The sequence below is a fragment of the Paenibacillus alvei DSM 29 genome, assembly GCF_000293805.1.
In the GTDB taxonomy this organism is placed as follows: domain Bacteria; phylum Bacillota; class Bacilli; order Paenibacillales; family Paenibacillaceae; genus Paenibacillus_B; species Paenibacillus_B alvei.
This window is the reverse complement of sequence record NZ_AMBZ01000002.1, coordinates 426,705-443,446: the sequence shown is the minus strand read 5'-3', so window position 1 is coordinate 443,446 and position 16,742 is coordinate 426,705. Positions and strand designations below refer to the sequence as shown.

The following is a 16,742-nucleotide window of genomic DNA, read 5'->3' as shown; positions in this document are numbered from 1 at the left end:
GAGAGACATCGGATGAGCGAACAGTCGAATGAAAGCTATGAAATTACGCAGCTATGCCTATTGGCAGGAAAAATCATGCTGCAAAGCGGAGGGGAAACGAATCGGGTAGAGGATACGATGATCCGTATCGCCGCTTCGTATGGGTTCGAGAACTGCCACAGCTTCGTGACGCCGACAGGCATTATTTTTGCGATCGACGGGTCAGCGCCAATTACCCGGTTGTACCGAATATCCGAGCGATCGACGGATTTGAAGAAGGTAACGCTCGTGAATGACATTTCGCGCAAAATAAGCAGCGGAACCTTGTCTTATGCAGAGGCCTATCGCTTGCTGAAAAAATCGAAGTGTCTAATTTGGCTTATCCGGTATGGCTGCAGATTGCAGCAGCGATGCTCTCGAGCGGCTGTTTTACGATTATGTTTCGTGGCGGATGGCCGGAATTCGTACCTTCGTTGTTGGCAGGAGGACTAGGATTTTCACTCTTCCTGTATTTCCATCGTTTATCGCGCATTAAGTTTTTTCTGAATTCCTCGCTTCCATTGTAGTCGGAACCGTGTCCTATTTCTGTGTTCGGTACGGTCTGGGTCGTGATCTGGATAAGGTCATTATCGGGTCGGTGATGCCGCTTGTTCCGGGGCTGCTTATTACCAACGCTGTGCGGGATTTGATGGCGGGTCACTTAGTATCCGGCATATCGAAGGGGGCGGAAGCATTTTTAACTGCCTTCGCGATTGGAGCAGGGGTTGCTTGTGTATTGTCCTTCGCCTAGGACGGTAATGCAGCAGATTCCGAATTCGTTGACCACTTTGGATGTAGAGCATGAGGGAGGCATTTTGTTATGATCGAGCAGCTCATTGTAAGCTTCATAGCATCCGCTGCATTCGGAATATTGTTCAACAGTCCGCCGAAGCTGATGCTTCAATGTGGGTTTGTCGGCATGGCAGGCTGGTTCGTATATATGATTTGCATAGATAATCAGATCGGTCCAATTCCAGCGAGCTTGGCTGCTTCATTCGTTATTGCCATGATGAGTCATCTATTTGCCAAGCTGTATCGCACTCCGATAATTGTATTCAATGTCGCAGGGGTTATTCCCCTCGTACCTGGCGGAATGGCATACGACGCAATGCGAAATATTGTAGAAGATCAGTATGATCAGGCGATTCAGCTTGCATTCAAGGCATCGATGATTTCCGGCGCAATTGCAATTGGCTTGATCTTCTCGGAAGTGCTGCATCAGGTGATGCGGAAGCGTGTGAAGGGATAAGGCGATGATGATCTGCGCACTCCCTTAAATTTTCTTTCTGAATTGTGTAGTACAAGAGGCAGCTAAGGAGATTTATAAAATATCGTAATTAGATTTGCTGTCCATAAAGGGATAGCAAAAAAAGGGGAGGGCCGAGGCCTGTCCCCTTTTCTATTTCAATACCCTTATAATTAACCAGTTACGGACTTCGCTGATTTCCCTCGGAACACTAGGAAACGTATCAGTTCAACGACTGCAATGACAATCAGCGACATACCGAGCAGCGGCATGAGCAGTCCGAGAATGACTAAAATGGCATAGAAGCCGATCATCGATTTCGTGTGCGGTTGTCTTGGTGGTGCTGCAAGTCTTCCGCGAGGTCTGCGCATCCACCACATTTTAACTCCCCAGTATACAATGGCAAGCAGTGCAACCACCGTCAGCAGGCATAGAATCTGGTTCGGCCAACCGAATAGATGCCCTTCATGCAAAGGAATTCCGTAGGTGAACCACTGGGCGAGAAGCCCGTAATCGCGGTAGTCAATCTTATGAATCTGTGTGCCGCTATATTGATCGAAGTAAGCTGTTATTTCCTCGCTAGGCTTGATGACATCCATTCCGGTAATGCCTGATCCTGCGGATTTAGATGCCGTGTAGACGTCTTTTTCATCTGCTGGCAGGCTCAAGACGAAAGGCTTGGTCACACCGTAATGATGGAGCATATGCTCGATATCGTCTGCAGAGAGTGGCAGGTAGCCGGATGAAGATTGCGGAGACTTCTCCTTTCTAGTAGCCCATGGCAGCTCCTTTGCTTCGGATTGCGGCGGGCTCACATACAGCTGCGGATACCCGAGTGATTCGTTGCTTGCTGCCAGTTGATAGATCTGGTTGCCCATGAAACCAGACCAAGGCAGCCCTGTAACGATAAGAATTAGCAACGGTATGGTGAATATGATACCGATGACGGTATGCCTCGATTTCACCTTCTCACGCTTCGTTCCAGCTGCCGACGCCCTCTTTTTCCAACTCATATAGAGGCCAGAGATGATCAGAAATACTGCCCAACATGCCGCAAGCTCCACCGTATAGTTGACGACGGTTCCACCTACGAGCAATGAACTATGCAAATTTCGCATTATATTTCCGAAGCTGTCATCGGCAAGCATGCTCCCGACGATCTGCTTGTTGCGATCTACAAATACATATCTTTCTCGACCTGCTTCATCACGCATGGAGAATCTTGTGTTGCGCGATTCATCATCGAAATAACTGATTTTCGTCACGCGTTCTCCTGGGTACGCTTGCTCTGCAGCCGTAATCGCTTGACTCGTTGTTAACGTGTGGGTGTTGCTGCTCTGTCCAAAGTAGAGTGATTTGTATGCGACATCCTCAATTTCCGACTTGAACAGGTATCCAATTCCGCTAAGCGATAACATAATTAGCAAGGGGGCAATGAACAACCCCGCATAGAAATGCCACCGCCAAAACATATGGCTGAGTCTATTGTTTGCTTTCATACTATGATGTTCCTCCTCTAAAAACAGGGGCTAGGTTGCGATACTAAGTCATTGTATGTGGATGCAAAAAAACGGACAAGACTCGATCGGGCTATATTTCACTGTATTTATTGAAAATTTAGTTACTAAAATTCAAGATAATCGTAGTAGAGAACTATAAATAGGATAGTAAAAATTAGGAACTGACATTACAATGATTAGGTACAAAGGTGTGAAATACCATAACTAAGAGGGGAGAAGGTGGAAATGAATGAGAGACCTCCAATGCAGCCTCCAGGGTCGGAAGCTGCTGCTAAAAAAGCAAGCGAATATCTGTCAATCGTGCTTGGCTGTACATCGTGTTAGGAGGATCCTTAGAGATCGTGTGGGCCAGCGGCTTCAAATACGAGCAAATTCCACCGCTTGTCGTTCTTGTAGCGCTGTTGCTCAGTTTCGATCTCATTATCCGTGCTGCTAAGGTCATACCGATCGGGACAACGTATGCTGTATTTGCAGGTATTGGGACAGTTGGAACGGTCGTGGTAGAAGCGGTTATGTCTCATGAGTTTAATCCGATCAAAATCGGAATCATTCTGCTGCTGCTGCTCTTTATTATCGGATTGAAGCTGACGAGCGGGAAGGAGGGGCATTGAGATGGCGTGGATAACATTAATCGCGGCTGGACTGCTTGAAGTCATTGGTGTCATCGGAATTAAACGGGTTGCTGAGAAGAACAATTGGCCGAATAACATTATGATGATTGCCGCCTTCTTCCTTAGCTTTAAATTGCTTATTGGTGCAATGCAGACAATACCGTTGTCCACCGCTTATTCCGTATGGACAGGTGTCGGGACGGTTGGCTCTGCATTGGTGGGGATGTTGATATACCAGGAGTCGAAGCGCCCATTTCGCCTGTTATGTATATTGGGGATCATTGGCTGCGTGGTCGGCTTGAAGCTGATCGATTAACCGGATCGCTGACAAGCAGCCTGACAGGGGGCCAAGATCCCTTTATAGACCGCGACAACATAAGATGTGTGATTGGATTCTTGGCCAGCCTCGTGCCTAAAGCGTGCAGCTATTCACGATGAATTCGAATGTTTAATTCGGGATGAGCTTCGTTAATTATGGTAACTTGTGCAGCTAGTATGTCGGTTTCGATTGCCAAGCGGAAAAGCTTATTGTCCGGCAGGAATGTGATGCTCGTACCTGTATCTTGAGTAATACCGATTGTCCGTAATCCTCCCTGCGGAATACCCTGCTTATAATCTTGGCGGAATACTCTTCCTTCACGGCGAATCTCCACGGAAAGCGTGGATGAGAGCGCATTGACGACCGCCATGCTAATCCCCTGTTCTCCTCCAGGAGCTGTGAACGAAGCGCTTCTTGAGAACCTTCCCATATCCGTTAGAACGGATTGTGCCTGTGTAACATCGTGACCGGGAAGCACGTTCACTGGGATGCCTCGGCCGTTGTCCGCAACGGTAACGCTTCTATCCTGATGTACAAACAGGTTCACTTCTGTGCAATACCCCGCCTGGTGTTCTTGGATACAGTTCTCTAGGACAGCCTGTATCAATAGATGCGGGTCATATTCATCTTCAGGTGCCCCCAAGTACGTACCGGCATTGCTCCGTGCCTCTGCCATCTCCATGTAGTCGCTGGCGTCGTTCAAGTCGGCAGCGGCTGATAGGAGCAGCAGAAGCGGCATGATACGGTGCTTGGGAACGGAATAGGCTCCGCCGCGTTCTTCCTGAACGAGCAGATCAGCACCAAGCAAAGCCTTCGTGTGGTGATACAATTGACCAGTTGTCCCCATATGAAGCCGTTCTACAAGCTGCGGTCCAGTTTGCGGCCCTTGCAGTAGGGAGATCAGAATCTCAAGACGCTGTTTATGCCCGAGCGCGCCGAGTACCTTGGCGGCCTTATCACTGTCTAAGGTAAGCAATTGGCTTACTCGTCGTTGACAAGGAGGCAAATGGTAGAGTTCATTCGTGCTGTTGTAATAAGAACCTGAGTAATTCAATTCCCCGAGGTCTTCTCTGTCATAGCTTTGATGCACGGACTGTGTAAGGGGCATTTCGAATGCTCTCTGACCCGGCACAGCGCCGTCTGATGCGAGTCGTCTGACTAGCTGATGCACTTCTTCTAATTGAGCTTTCAGTACATCCAACTCAGCTTCCACGTTGCGTGAAGATACCATCATGCATCACTCCAAACAAATTATTGAAATACGTAATTACGTATTTAAGTGAATTATAAGATGGAATGTTTTTCTTGTCAAACCCATCGTGTATTACGTACGAAATAAAGGTTCAAAATGTGTGCGTATACGATTCCTTCTCGTATGCGGCTTAATAGAATAGAGTGAACGACATGAGAGAGGAGGTACCGTTCATGCGCTCGCAAATAAGACGTTATTTCCCGCATATTTCTCCACATGATCCCTGCATGCCTGTAAGAGTTAAAACATATGTCTTGCCTCCAAGCGTCCTTATCCCATTTCAACCATCCGGATTGCCTATGTTTCCCCTTTCTCGAGCAATGAGGTTGGGAACGCTGTGGCGGGATCTTTACAGTCCTTATCACAGAAGATCGATATAGAAGGGAGCTCTCGAATGGATCAGTCGGATTTTGATAAATTGCTCACGCAGCTGCAGGAAATCCAATTTGCATTGGTAGAACTGAACTTATATTTGGACAATCACCCTGACGATGCGGCAGCAATCAACCAATTCAATCAACTCGTGAAGCAGCGCAGGGAAGTGGCAAGGAAGTTCGAATGCAGATTCGGGCCCCTATTTAACTTTGGGCTAAGCAAATCACCGCGATGCCATTGGCAGTGGGTTGATCAGCCATGGCCGTGGCAAGTGTAAGGGGGATATAGATGTGGTTCTATGAAAAAGCCTTGCAATTTCCCGTACGGGTTAGCAAGTGTGACGTGAGAATGGCCAAATTTCTGTTTGAAGCCTATGGGGGGCCGAACGGGCCGCTGTCACAGGCGCTCTGTTACTTGAATCAACGTTATACAATGCCTCCGCAAGTAATCGGCATTCTGAATGATATCGGCACAGAAGAGCTGGCTCATTTGGAGATGATAGCGACGATGATATATAAGTTAACTAAAGATGCGACCGTTGAGCAGCTCGTGGAGGCGGGACTGGGCGGTTACTACGCTGAACACGGGCGGGATCTTTTTTATCAAAATGCGCAGGGAGTACCGTGGACAGCGTCCTATATTCAGGCAGTCGGCGATCCAATTGCCAACTTAAATGAGGATATTGCATTGGAAGAGAGGGGGCGCGCTATGTATCAATCCCTTATCGATTTAACGGACGATGAGGATCTTAAGGATGCGTTAAATTTCCTTCGGGAGCGGGAAATCGTACATTCTCTTCGTTTTCGTGAGGCAGTTGAAATATTGAAAGCAGGGGTTTCCCAGTGCGACTGAAGTCAATTGATGACCGAGATTCAGCGACAGCATAGCAGAGCCTTCAGGTCGACCCGGATGTGGGCAGTCCCGAAGGCTCTTTGCCGCATTACTTCAACTGATAAGTGTGGGAGTTTTCATTTCTATTGAAATAGAGTGTTTTGCCCTCTTTTTTCACGAAAGATAATCTATCCCCAGCGTAGTCTGAATCTCCGGTGGCCCCGTCTTTGATCATCGTGTCGATTATCTCTTTATCTTGTTCGCTCAAAAGTTCTTTGTAAAGAAGCACGGATTCTTTCGTTTTCGTATTTAACAACTGTAATGTACCCTTTTGGTATGGTCGAACAAGGAGATACCCGTCAAAAGCTCCTTCAACGGTGAAATTATCTTCTTCGCCAAATAGATCCTTGGCCTGATAGGAAGCCTTTACGGTTCCCTTTGCATCGGCGAGCTTCAGGGTTTTTCCATCAATCATGACGATAAGATCGCCAGCTTTCTCGATACTTTCGTGGTTATGATGCCCCCAGTAACTAACCTTGGAGGATAATGCCAGTTTCTCCTTATGGACGATGGCTCTAAATACAACATCGTTGATGTGAGGCTCGCCATAATTGTCGTGAATTTGCAGGAGATAACTTTTGGCATCTAGTTTGGCCGCGGTAAACGTACTGATTTCTTTAATGTCCATACTTGTCTTCCCGACTGTTAAAGGCTTGCTGCCCGTACTCATGTACAGTGTGCCGTCTTTCTTATGGAACCAGAATGGAGTGCCCTGTACACTCGTATATAGGTATGGCGAAGTGTAATTGGCACTAACCGTGTTCGTCTTGGCGTTCCAAGTCAGCGGCACCTTTAGCACGGACGCGAACAGTTGAAGCGGCACATAGGTAACGCCTTGCTTGACGATAGGTGGAGCGTCGATCTTGATGCTCTTCCCGTTCACCATCGCCTTGGAATCATTTGACCGCAGTAAAATCTCTTGTCCCACGCCAAGCACTTGGATCGATTTGGTGTTAGGATTCCAGCTTGTGTGCAGAGAGAGAAGCGTTCCAAGATCTCGTAAGGGAACGTAAACTCTTCCTTAACGTTTCATAGGATCATGACTTAACGTCGCATCGATATTATTAATGGTGATTGAAATGCGGGGGCTTGAGCTAGCGTTTGCCTGGGGCTGAAGTATAGTGCCGGTAGCCGACAGCATAAGCGTGAAAGCAAGGAAAAACTTAAATGACTTCGTGTTTTTCATGTATTTCTCCTCCCAATTATGAGTATGCTTAATCCTTAGATGCTACTAGCACGAAAATGGTTTCAGGAGACTCCAAGTAAAGAGAGGACATCGATGTCGTATGACCTCAATATCCTCTCTGATTTGTACAACTAGTAACTGATATCATTGCAAACGGTACGTATAGGTGGTCGGATTCACGCCGGGGATTCGACGAGTAAAATAGAGCGCATCTCCCTCTTTCCTATCAAAGTAAAGACCGTCGCCGAGATGGTATAACCCATTGGCTATTGCTGAGTCGATCGATGCTTTTTCTTTGTCAGTCAGAAGCTGGTTATATAGAGCTATTAATTCTTTCGTCTTCCTATTGAAGAGATACAAAATGTTTTGTCTAGACGTTATAAGCAAGTAATTGTCGAAGGCTCCTACTACAGTAAACGTATCCTTTTCGCCGAATATCTCCTGTGCCTGATAGGAAGCCTCGACTGTCCCGTCCGACGCAACGAGCTTCAAGGTGCTGTCATCGATCATAACCCATAAGTCTCCGACTCTATCAATACTTCTAAGATTATTTCGGCTTCTCTTGTACTGGGCTAAGGACGAAATCGCCACTTTATGATGTTGAATGATCGCTTTATAGATAACATAGCCTGTAACAGAGTCATCTTCGATTTGCAGCATATAACTGTCATTACTGAGTCTGGACGCAGTTAATCTGCTGGTATCTGAGGTTTTCATGTTTATATGTTCGAGTAGGAAGGGCTTATTCCCTGTACTCATATACAGCTCACCCGTATTTTTGCGGAACCAAAATGCGGCACCTTTCTCTTTTGCGAATATAAAAGGCGTGTTATACGTAATATCCACGGTGTCCGTCCTGCTTTCCCAAGACATCGGTACATGTAAGACGGAAGAGAATAGCTGAAGCGGAACATACAGCGCGCCGTTATGCAAAATCGGGGATCCTTCGAGCTCTACAGTTTTTCCGTAGGTGTAGACTTGCGTTTCCCCTACCTTCATAATGGCCTCTTGACCGGGAACAAGTACCCGAATCGTATCATTGGAGCTATCTATCCAGGTAAAAAAGGACAGACGTTCTCCAAGTGAATACATAGGCACGTATATCCGTCCCGATTGAAGCATCGGTTTACCGTTGAATTCTGCCTTTGCATAGTTAATCCGGATGGTGATATCGGTATCTGAATCTGGGCCAATTGTGGGACGGAAGAGGAAGACGGCGGCTGTCAACAATACGGCTGCGGCTAAAACATAGTTCAACCACTTTAGAATCTTCAAAAATCTCCCTCCAAATATGTATGTATATCCTATATTACAGGACGAATCTGGAAAGGGGAAGTTTATAGGAAAAGACCAAACCGACATCAAATCGGTGAAATGAGTTGCTTAATAAAAAAGAGGCTATCCCAAGTCTTGCGACTTCAAGGATAGCCTCTTCGTTCTTCTTACAAGTAGCCCCAGATCATCGTGAACAGTGTACCGAACAATGTCACGAGAGCTACGAATAACGCGTACAGAATATTCGTATAGTTGGCTGTTTTCGTTGTCTTATCTTCATCGATATGCATGAACAGGAACAATTGCACGGCAGCCTGGATAGCTGCGCAGATGATCAAGATTGTAAGTCCTGTTGTGAATGACATATCCCATACAATGACGGCTAACGCAACAACAGAAAGGACGAGAGAGAAGACATAACCCATTACATGACGTATCGGGAATAGTTGTTTCATATCACATCATTCCTTTCAAGTATACGAAGCTGAAGATAAAGATCCATACCACGTCAAGGAAGTGCCAGTACAGCGAGAAGATGAATGACTTGTTCGCTGTATCATGTGTAAATCCTTCACGCTTGATTTGCATCATCAATCCGGATCCCCACAGGAGACCCATTGTTACGTGCGCACCGTGTGTTCCAAGCAAGACGAACAAGCTGGACAGGAAGGCAGAAGTTTGCAACGTTGCACCTTCATGCACGTAAGTGACGAATTCGAAAATCTCAACACCCAGGAAGCCTAGGCCGAGCAGCAACGTGATTCCGAAGAAGACCATGGCTGGCTTCTTCAGTTTCAGGCGCATACTGTGTATCGCAAGTCCGCAAGTGAAGCTACTCGTTAAGAGCAGGAATGTCTCCAGCAATACAGGCTTAATCTCAAAGATTTCCTTGGCAGACGGGCCGTTGCCCGTGCGAGTCCACAACGTAAAGTAAACGGCGAACAAGGTCGCGAAGAGTACAATCTCCGCGCCGAGGAACAACCAGAAGCCGAAGATTCGGTTGCGGTTCTCCTCTGTCTGATATTCTAGCGGCAGCGTGTTATCGATCTTCATGCTCTATCACCCCGCAATTGTTGTTCCGTCTTGCTGATTTCCTTCACCGAGATATGGCGGCCATGATCCCGTTCAAAGGAACGCACTGCAAGCATAATCAGAATGAGGAAGCTTGTAATAATGGCAGGTGTCCACCACATAAATACCATAAAGAATCCCCAGAAGAAGAAGATAACACCGAGAATGAACGGCTGGCCGTTATTGTTCGGCATATGAATCTCTTCAAGCTCACCTTCGAACAATGGTTGCTTGTTCTTTTTCCAGAACCAGAAGGCATCAAGGCTCTTCACGTTTGGAACGATAGCAAAGTTGTATTCAGGCACCGGACTGTGCGTTGCCCATTCAAGCGAGCGTGCATCCCACGGATCGCTCGTTGTATCTCTTGGCTGGTAGCGGAAGCTCCAGTAAATGTTGTACACGAGAATCGCGAAACCGATAGCCAAACCGACAGAGCCGATTGTTGCAAGCAAGTTGAGCGGGCCGAAGCCTGTCTCTGCGGAGTACGTGTACATACGGCGTGTCATACCTTTCAGTCCCAAGAAGAACAATGGAAGGAATGTCACGTTGAAGAAGATAGCGATGAACCAAAAGCTGATCTTACCAAGACGCTCGTTCAGGCGGAAGCCGAACAATTTAGGGAACCAATAGTACATACCTGCGATAACCGCAAATACGGTACCTGGAATCAACACGTAGTGGAAGTGAGCAACCAAGAACATCGTATTGTGATACTGATAGTCAGCACTTGCCATCGCCAGCATAACGCCCGTTACGCCACCAATCGTGAAGATTGGAATGAAGGCTAAGGAGTACAGCATCGGTGTTGTGAACTGGATCTTACCCTTATGGAGGGTGAACAGCCAGTTAAATATCTTAACCCCGGTTGGAATCGAGATTGCCATCGTACTAACGGAGAAGAATCCGTTAACCATTGCGCCATGACCCATCGTGTAGAAGTGATGCGCCCACACGAGGAAGGACAAGAGCGAGATGGCAACCATACTGACAACCATCGATTTGTAACCGTACAAGTTCTTGCGAGAGAACGTTGAGATAATTTCACTATATATACCGAAGGCCGGCAAGATAACGATATATACCTCAGGATGTCCCCATACCCAGAACAGGTTGGCCCAGAGCATATCCATACCGCCGTTGGCCATCGAGAAGAACTGAGAGCCGAACATGCGGTCGAATGTCATAAGCGCAAGCGCTACAGTCAGTACAGGGAATGCGAACAAAATGATAACGTTCGTGATCAGAACCGACCACGTGAACATTGGCATTTTCATCAAAGTCATGCCTGGTGCGCGCATTCTCAAGATCGTAACGATGAAGTTGACACCTGTCATCAAAGTACCAAGACCTGCAATCTGCAAAGCGATCGCATAGAAGTTGTTCCCGATCTTCGGTGCGAGCTCAGGACCTGCAAGCGGGAAGTAAGAAGTCCAGCCTGCGTCCGGGGAGCCCCCGATAACGAACGAGATGTTGAACAGCATTGCTCCCCAGAAGAACAGCCAGAAGCTGACTGCGTTCAGGCGAGGGAATGCAACGTCGCGTGCCCCGATTTGGAGCGGAACGACTACGTTCATCAAGCCGATAATAAATGGCATTGCCATAAAGAGAATCATAATAACGCCGTGCGTTGTAAATACTTCATTATAGTGTTGGGCATCCAGGAACTTCATATCAGGCGCAGCCAGCTGCGTACGCATCATCAGAGCATCCATACCGCCGCGGAACAGCATGATCAAGGCACTCAAGATGTACATGATCCCGATTTTCTTATGGTCAACGGTTGTCAGCCATTCCCGCCACAGATAGCCCCACTTTTTGAAATAGGTCAAGCAGAAGATGATGGCTATCGTCACGAGCACGATGCTGGCCATAGCGCCATAAATCATCGGTTCGCCGGTAACGAAAAATTCGTCCCATTTCATAGTCTCAAATTACTCCTTTCTTGTTCGTTCTAGTTGCCATGTTGAGCATGTTCCATCTCTTGGTGTTCATTGTTGGAATGGTTCATGTTCGAGTGATCCATATTGGAGTGATCCATCTTCGAATGATCCATTTCTTTATCCGATTCCTTATGAGAGTCGCCATTTGACGATCCGCCATGGTGGTGGCCGCCGTGTTCACCCTCTGGTGCTGGTCTAAATGTCAGGTGTGTGGAGGAATATGTTTTCCGTCCCACAAATTCAGTTTTCAGCAAGGAGTTGAATTCCTCTTCCGTCAATTCAGAAGCAGAACCTTTCACTTCTTTTACCCACTCTGTGTATTTGGCAGGTGACATGGCAAGCACTTCGAACTGCATGTGCGCGAAGCCTTTACCGCTGAAGTTAGAGTTTTTACCATCGAATGAACCCTCATGATCAGCTGCAAGGTGAAGCGTCGTCACCATGTCGCTCATCGCGTACTTCTGACCGCCAAGCTGCGGTACCCAGAAGCTTGTAATCGGTCCGTAAGAATAGAGACGGAACTCGATTGGGCGATTCGTCGGAATATTCAAATAGTTTACGGTTTCAATGCCCTCTTCTGGATAGCTGAAATGCCATTTAAAGTTGGAAGATGCGGCATAGATAACGAGCGGCTTCTGATTGTCATATCCTTCTGGCGGCGATTCAACTGCTACAGTAGAGCGAATCGTCACGACAGACAGCACAGTTACGATGATAACCGGGATTAACGTCCATGTAATCTCCAGCCACTTGCTTCCTTCCTCGTGAGGAGGCTCATAATCAGGTGCTGCTTTGGAAGCGCGATACTTCGTTAACATGAAAATATAAAGTGCATACACGACGAACAAGATTCCCGCCATGACAATCATGGAGAAAATAATGACGTCGGATTGCGTCTTGGCCATCGGACCTTTCGGATTCATAACATCTAATGAATCACAACCGGTCAAGAGGACAAGAAGAGCTGCGAATAAGGTGAATAACAACCCTTTCTTTTCATCAAGGTACCCCTTTCTCTGTTGGTTGGCTTTATATATGGAAGGAAATCGGGATATTGTAATCATGCTATATCTTATTAGGAAGCTCTCAGAATTACAAATGACATAGTGCTCCTTTGTTTACATTGATATCCAAATTAGGGTTTAGTTTTCCTGTCTGAAATGTGCCCAAAATCCGAAAAAGTGATAAATATCATTGAATTTCCGCCAAAATCGCCGTTTTTGAAATTTGTTCATAATTGCCCCTAAGACCATCAAGTGTACCAATACTGTCACAATTGAGAGGCCGATTACAGCCCGAAAACCCACATTATTCCTCAATTTTTAAGGGTTTGTGTACAGTGGAAGCGATCGATCGTACATAATTGAACAAGCGCTTCATTTTGCCTTGCAGTAACAATCAGGTCCCGATTTCTCGCTCTAGCGCACGCTCACTCCATTTTGTATAAACCGCATTTCGAAGGCGGAGAATAACCAATCATATCGATTGTTAGGAAATAATTCTAGTTTTAAGTTGAATATTGACCTTCTTGCTTGCATTTCCTCTTAATTGCGCCGGATTTGGCGGAATTACAATTTCCCCTACTACCCGAATAAGCAGGATTTTGATATATTTTACGAAGTATCGGGAACTCTGTCGGTACATAGACCAACCCATTGGGACATGTAAAGGATGTCATAACGTGAAAGTCGGACAATTTCTGAAGCTGGTCGAAATTCAAACGAAGGTCGCAAGCATGATTCCGTTCTTTATTGGGACATTGTACGCGTTGTTTCGATTCCATGAATTCCGGCCGGTTCATTTCCTACTTATGTTCGTCTCCCTATTGTCCTTTGACATGGCGACGACGGCCATCAACAACTATATTGATTACAAAAAGGCAATTAAAACGCACGGATATGGCTACGAGATTCATAATGCGATTGTTTCCTATGGGCTGAAGGAATCAACAGTAGTATGGGCGATTGCATCGCTGCTTGTGGCGGCCATCAGTTCTGGAATCGCGTTGGTGCTGCAGACTGATATTCTGATTCTCGGGTTAGGGGGCTTATCTTTCCTTGTCGGGTTTCTGTATTCGCTTGGACCGATTGCAATATCGCGCATGCCGCTAGGTGAGCTGTTCTCGGGATTATTTATGGGGTTCGTGATCATTTTTATTTCTGCATACATTCATGTGGATAAAGAGCAGCTTGTCTCATTGACACTGGATCTTCGGATGGCGCATCTCGACATTAATATCATGGAGGTCCTGCTTGTATTTGTGATATCTATTCCAGCAATTCTAGGTATCGCCAATATTATGCTGGCGAACAACATCTGTGACATTGAGGATGACTTGGTGAATAAGCGGTATACCTTGCCTGTATATATTGGGAAGCCAAGTGCGCTAGTGTTGTTTCAATGGCTGTATGCGGCGGCGTACCTGGATGTCATTGTCCTCTATATCATTGGGGTGCATCCAGTGCTGCTGCTACTAATTGCAGCGACATTCGTTCCCGTGAGTAAAAATATGAAGGGGTTCATACAGGAGCAGACGAAGGAACGCACCTTCGTATTGGCAGTGAAGAACTTCGTTCTGATGAATGTGACTCGCATACTTGTGTTCGGGCTGGCTATTTTATTTGCCTGAAATAAGACAAGGGATGTGCCGCTTGGCACATCCCTTGTCTTATTGTCCGCAAAAAGACGTCATCCATGTAGGACATTGACGTCCTCCGAACCGTAAAGGTGATTGCTCACCTACACTCGCCCCATTAATTGATTCGCGGTAATGATTGCTTTCTCTTCCCTCGTCAATGACTTATAAACGAGATCATAAGAATGGTCAATGAGCATCTTAATATCCTGCTCACTCAAGCTGCCATTGAGCGCCACCGTGTTCCAATGCCGTTTGTTCATGTGATAACCCGGTGTAATCTCGGCGAATTGCTCGCGCAGGGACTCGGCACGGAAGGGGTCACACTTCAACGTAACACTTGGAGAACCGTCCGTTTCACGGAACAAAGCAAACATTTTGCCGCCTACGCGAAATACGGGAACTTCGTCACCGAACGGGTAGGTTAGACGAGCGCCTTGTTTGTCAAAACAATAGTCAATCCAATCCTGCATGTCGAAACATTCCTTTTCATAGATGAAGATAGTTATCTTTAGCATATCGAAAGGTTGATAGAAATGCAACGGGGCGGATTGACTTCTGTAGGTTCATTTAAAAAAATGTCGAATTTGCTAAAAATACGGATCCTTTTGTCGGGGAAGGAAAGCCAGAGTTGAAGAAGGAAATGGGCTATTCATAAATACGAATCGGCAGGCTGGAGAGTTTGTGGCTGTGATCAGGCATATGCTCGTCAAGGCGGAAGGTCTCCGATACGGAAGCGGAAGGGAACCGTTTAAGGAAGGATGTTAGCGCATATTCTGCCTCTAGCCGGGCAAGCGGTGCACCGAGACAGAAATGATGGCCGCTGCCGAAGGTCAAATGCTTGTCGTTGCCTGTGCGATGAATATCAAATTTCTCCGGGTGGGCAAATTGTCTGTCGTCCCGATTTGCGGAACTCATCCAAGCGATCACGATCTGCCCCTTTTTCATAGGCGGGCCGAATACATTCGTATCCTGCGTAATCGTTCGATCTATGCATATGTGGAACCGGTAGCGCAGCGCTTCATCGATTGCTTGCGGGACAAGCGCGGGATGTTGGCACAGTTCTTCGAAAGCAGACGGTTGATCGTAGAGCAGGCAATAAAAGCAATTCGTGATGAGCGTAGTTGTCGTTTCATTGCCGGCACCCAGCAGGCCGATTCCGGTTCTTACAATCTCCTCATCGGTCAATCGGCTTCCTTCGTATTCTGCCATAGTCAGGTCGGATAAGATGTCGTCTTGAGGGTGAGTGCGTTTCTCCAGAACCAGGGGGCGTAAATATTCCGAGAACTCCTTCATGGCCATGTCTTTTTGAAGCTTCTGATGTTCAATGCTGCCCCGGTGATGGCCCATGAACAGAATGTTGGACCAACGCTTAATCTGAGCCCAATCGCGGGATGGCACGCCAAGCAGATCGGCAATTACCGTCACAGGCAGCGGGACAGCGTATGCCTTCACAATGTCCACCGTGCTTTGTGTTTGCATGTTGTCGAGCAATCCATCGACGATTGCCTGAATTTTCGGCTTCCAGTGCTCCAAGCTGCGTGGAACGAATGCTTTGGCAATAAGCGCTCGGCGCTTTCGATGAATCGGCGGATCCGAGAGGGTCAGGCTGATACCGCTGTTATCCCTCGGCACGGGGACGATGCTGCGCTCACGTACGCTGGAGAAGAGCTGATGATCCGAGAGAACTCGTTTTGCATCCTCATAGCGGAATACATTCCACACATCCTGCTCCGCGTCATAGTAGACCGGGTTCTTTTCACGCATATGTTGAAACCAGGCATACGGATTCCACAACTGCTCTTTCGTTTTGAACCCGGTAATCTCATGAATAAAGATTTCACCCTTTGTTTTCAATCGAATTCCCTCCTTTGTAACTGTATAGCTGGTCGTTAAGAGTTTCGATCCAGTTCAGTTCGTCTCGCAGCTTCTTGATCAAGAATTGAAATGTGCTTATGGCGAAAGGTTTGCCTTCGGTGAGCGATTGTCCTTGAGTAATGATTTCGAGTTGGCTGCGAAGATAATCGGTTCGGGCGTTCAAAATCGCCTCCTGTTCGGGAATCTGCAAATATTCGAACAAACTGACGCGAACAATGAATTCATTTTCATGAGCTGCAAATTCCGGGGGAAATTCTCGCAGCAGCTTATGGAACATCTTTTTACCTAGCTCAGCAATGGCGTACATGTGGCGGGAAGGCTTACCAGGCCGGGTGTCCACTTCTTTCGTAATGGCCCCTATTTGTTCGAACTTGCGAAGGGAGGGGTAGAGCATGTTGTTGTTCACTCGGATGGTGTCAGCGAACAGACGCTCCAACTGCTTCTTTACCTCATAGCCGTGCTTGGGCTTAATCATGAGATGATGAAGCAACAGAATATCAATATACATATGTCCTCCTGTTCGTA

General features: G+C 46.9%; 18 protein-coding genes and 2 pseudogenes. 8 read left to right on the top strand and 12 right to left on the bottom strand.

Going from position 1 to position 16,742, the window contains the following annotated elements; genetic code table 11:
- The first annotated feature begins 12 nt into the window (after nucleotides 1-12).
- Together PAV_RS08390 and PAV_RS08385 are read left to right on the top strand one after the other, a co-directional pair.
- Nucleotides 13-769 (top strand): annotated as a pseudogene (locus PAV_RS08390) (threonine/serine exporter family protein).
- Nucleotides 770-838: 69 nt separating this feature from the next.
- A complete protein-coding gene (locus PAV_RS08385) occupies nucleotides 839-1,267 on the top strand; it encodes a threonine/serine exporter family protein (RefSeq protein ID WP_005545145.1) in 429 nt (142 codons plus the stop codon).
- A 170-nt stretch (nucleotides 1,268-1,437) separates the two neighbouring features.
- Here PAV_RS08385 and PAV_RS08380 read toward each other — a convergent pair whose 3' ends face one another.
- Nucleotides 1,438-2,763: a PepSY-associated TM helix domain-containing protein gene (locus tag PAV_RS08380; RefSeq protein ID WP_005545143.1), complete on the bottom strand. Its 1,326-nt coding sequence runs from the start codon at nucleotides 2,761-2,763 to the stop codon at nucleotides 1,438-1,440.
- 362 nt (nucleotides 2,764-3,125) lie between these two features.
- Here PAV_RS08380 and PAV_RS08375 point away from each other — a divergent pair, with 362 nt between their 5' ends.
- Together PAV_RS08375 and PAV_RS08370 are read left to right on the top strand one after the other, a co-directional pair.
- Nucleotides 3,126-3,395: a DMT family transporter gene (locus PAV_RS08375; protein WP_005545141.1), complete on the top strand. Its 270-nt coding sequence runs from the start codon at nucleotides 3,126-3,128 to the stop codon at nucleotides 3,393-3,395.
- 1 nt (nucleotide 3,396) lies between these two features.
- On the top strand, nucleotides 3,397-3,711 hold the full coding sequence (locus PAV_RS08370) for a DMT family transporter (RefSeq protein WP_005545139.1): 315 nt from the start codon (nucleotides 3,397-3,399) through the stop codon (nucleotides 3,709-3,711).
- Between the two features lie 109 nt (nucleotides 3,712-3,820).
- On the opposite strand, the gene PAV_RS08365 is transcribed toward PAV_RS08370, so the two are convergent.
- Complete coding sequence (locus tag PAV_RS08365; RefSeq protein ID WP_005545137.1) at nucleotides 3,821-4,948, bottom strand: ATP-binding protein; 1,128 nt, start codon at nucleotides 4,946-4,948, stop codon at nucleotides 3,821-3,823.
- Nucleotides 4,949-5,118: 170 nt separating this feature from the next.
- On the opposite strand from PAV_RS08365, the gene PAV_RS33260 reads away from it, so the two are divergent.
- The 3 genes from PAV_RS33260 to PAV_RS08355 are packed head-to-tail and all read left to right on the top strand — an operon-like array spanning nucleotide 5,119 to nucleotide 6,193.
- On the top strand, nucleotides 5,119-5,346 hold the full coding sequence (locus PAV_RS33260; RefSeq protein WP_306416454.1) for a spore coat associated protein CotJA: 228 nt from the start codon (nucleotides 5,119-5,121) through the stop codon (nucleotides 5,344-5,346).
- Between the two features lie 14 nt (nucleotides 5,347-5,360).
- Nucleotides 5,361-5,618 carry a spore coat protein CotJB gene (locus tag PAV_RS08360; protein WP_005545135.1) on the top strand — a complete coding sequence of 86 codons (258 nt, stop codon included), beginning with the start codon at nucleotides 5,361-5,363 and terminating at the stop codon, nucleotides 5,616-5,618.
- Nucleotides 5,619-5,629: 11 nt separating this feature from the next.
- On the top strand, nucleotides 5,630-6,193 hold the full coding sequence (locus PAV_RS08355; protein WP_005545133.1) for a manganese catalase family protein: 564 nt from the start codon (nucleotides 5,630-5,632) through the stop codon (nucleotides 6,191-6,193).
- 88 nt (nucleotides 6,194-6,281) lie between these two features.
- Here PAV_RS08355 and PAV_RS08350 read toward each other — a convergent pair.
- The 7 genes and pseudogenes from PAV_RS08350 to qoxA form a co-directional block, all read right to left on the bottom strand.
- Nucleotides 6,282-7,241, bottom strand: a pseudogene (locus tag PAV_RS08350) (copper amine oxidase N-terminal domain-containing protein); the annotation flags it as partial.
- Between the two features lie 12 nt (nucleotides 7,242-7,253).
- Nucleotides 7,254-7,418: a hypothetical protein gene (locus PAV_RS34535; RefSeq protein WP_005545129.1), complete on the bottom strand. Its 165-nt coding sequence runs from the start codon at nucleotides 7,416-7,418 to the stop codon at nucleotides 7,254-7,256.
- A gap of 144 nt (nucleotides 7,419-7,562) precedes the next feature.
- Entirely contained in the window at nucleotides 7,563-8,693 is a 1,131-nt protein-coding gene (locus PAV_RS08345) for a copper amine oxidase N-terminal domain-containing protein (protein WP_005545127.1), read from the bottom strand.
- Between the two features lie 167 nt (nucleotides 8,694-8,860).
- The gene (gene qoxD / locus PAV_RS08340) at nucleotides 8,861-9,148 is read right to left on the bottom strand and encodes a cytochrome aa3 quinol oxidase subunit IV (RefSeq protein WP_005545125.1); all 288 of its coding nucleotides are present in this window, start codon (nucleotides 9,146-9,148) and stop codon (nucleotides 8,861-8,863) included.
- Nucleotide 9,149: 1 nt separating this feature from the next.
- Nucleotides 9,150-9,746, bottom strand: a complete 597-nt coding sequence (gene qoxC, locus PAV_RS08335) for a cytochrome aa3 quinol oxidase subunit III (protein ID WP_005545123.1) — start codon at nucleotides 9,744-9,746, stop codon at nucleotides 9,150-9,152.
- Nucleotides 9,743-11,686 (bottom strand): cytochrome aa3 quinol oxidase subunit I, encoded by a 1,944-nt coding sequence (qoxB, locus tag PAV_RS08330; protein ID WP_005545122.1) that lies wholly within the window; start codon nucleotides 11,684-11,686, stop codon nucleotides 9,743-9,745. The genes qoxC and qoxB overlap by 4 nt, the downstream gene beginning before the upstream one ends.
- Nucleotides 11,687-11,715: 29 nt before the next feature.
- Nucleotides 11,716-12,768, bottom strand: coding sequence for a cytochrome aa3 quinol oxidase subunit II (qoxA, locus tag PAV_RS08325; RefSeq protein WP_005545120.1), 1,053 nt, complete (start codon nucleotides 12,766-12,768; stop codon nucleotides 11,716-11,718).
- A gap of 617 nt (nucleotides 12,769-13,385) precedes the next feature.
- Between qoxA and PAV_RS08320 the strand changes: the two genes are divergently transcribed.
- Nucleotides 13,386-14,333 carry a prenyltransferase gene (locus tag PAV_RS08320; protein WP_005545118.1) on the top strand — a complete coding sequence of 316 codons (948 nt, stop codon included), beginning with the start codon at nucleotides 13,386-13,388 and terminating at the stop codon, nucleotides 14,331-14,333.
- Between the two features lie 110 nt (nucleotides 14,334-14,443).
- On the opposite strand, the gene PAV_RS08315 is transcribed toward PAV_RS08320, so the two are convergent.
- The 3 genes from PAV_RS08315 to PAV_RS08305 all read right to left on the bottom strand — a co-directional run bounded on the left by PAV_RS08315 (nucleotide 14,444) and on the right by PAV_RS08305 (nucleotide 16,725).
- Nucleotides 14,444-14,812, bottom strand: coding sequence for an MmcQ/YjbR family DNA-binding protein (locus tag PAV_RS08315; protein ID WP_005545117.1), 369 nt, complete (start codon nucleotides 14,810-14,812; stop codon nucleotides 14,444-14,446).
- Between the two features lie 175 nt (nucleotides 14,813-14,987).
- Nucleotides 14,988-16,196, bottom strand: a complete 1,209-nt coding sequence (locus PAV_RS08310) for a cytochrome P450 (RefSeq protein ID WP_005545115.1) — start codon at nucleotides 16,194-16,196, stop codon at nucleotides 14,988-14,990.
- Nucleotides 16,180-16,725 (bottom strand): PadR family transcriptional regulator, encoded by a 546-nt coding sequence (locus tag PAV_RS08305; protein WP_005545112.1) that lies wholly within the window; start codon nucleotides 16,723-16,725, stop codon nucleotides 16,180-16,182. Before PAV_RS08305 ends, PAV_RS08310 begins: the two co-directional genes overlap by 17 nt.
- Nucleotides 16,726-16,742: the final 17 nt, after the last annotated feature.

Coding starts and splice junctions, on each gene's coding strand:
- PAV_RS08385 (WP_005545145.1), top strand. CDS start 839: ATGATCGAGCAGCTCATTGTAAGCTTCATAGCATCCGCTGCATTCGGA.
- qoxC (WP_005545123.1), bottom strand. CDS start 9,746: ATGAAGATCGATAACACGCTGCCGCTAGAATATCAGACAGAGGAGAAC.
- PAV_RS08370 (WP_005545139.1), top strand. CDS start 3,397: ATGGCGTGGATAACATTAATCGCGGCTGGACTGCTTGAAGTCATTGGT.
- qoxA (WP_005545120.1), bottom strand. CDS start 12,768: ATGATTACAATATCCCGATTTCCTTCCATATATAAAGCCAACCAACAG.
- PAV_RS08365 (WP_005545137.1), bottom strand. CDS start 4,948: ATGATGGTATCTTCACGCAACGTGGAAGCTGAGTTGGATGTACTGAAA.
- PAV_RS08305 (WP_005545112.1), bottom strand. CDS start 16,725: ATGTATATTGATATTCTGTTGCTTCATCATCTCATGATTAAGCCCAAG.
- PAV_RS08355 (WP_005545133.1), top strand. CDS start 5,630: ATGTGGTTCTATGAAAAAGCCTTGCAATTTCCCGTACGGGTTAGCAAG.
- PAV_RS08360 (WP_005545135.1), top strand. CDS start 5,361: ATGGATCAGTCGGATTTTGATAAATTGCTCACGCAGCTGCAGGAAATC.
- PAV_RS08380 (WP_005545143.1), bottom strand. CDS start 2,763: ATGAAAGCAAACAATAGACTCAGCCATATGTTTTGGCGGTGGCATTTC.
- qoxB (WP_005545122.1), bottom strand. CDS start 11,686: ATGAAATGGGACGAATTTTTCGTTACCGGCGAACCGATGATTTATGGC.
- PAV_RS08315 (WP_005545117.1), bottom strand. CDS start 14,812: ATGCAGGATTGGATTGACTATTGTTTTGACAAACAAGGCGCTCGTCTA.
- PAV_RS34535 (WP_005545129.1), bottom strand. CDS start 7,418: ATGAAAAACACGAAGTCATTTAAGTTTTTCCTTGCTTTCACGCTTATG.
- PAV_RS33260 (WP_306416454.1), top strand. CDS start 5,119: ATGAGAGAGGAGGTACCGTTCATGCGCTCGCAAATAAGACGTTATTTC.
- qoxD (WP_005545125.1), bottom strand. CDS start 9,148: ATGAAACAACTATTCCCGATACGTCATGTAATGGGTTATGTCTTCTCT.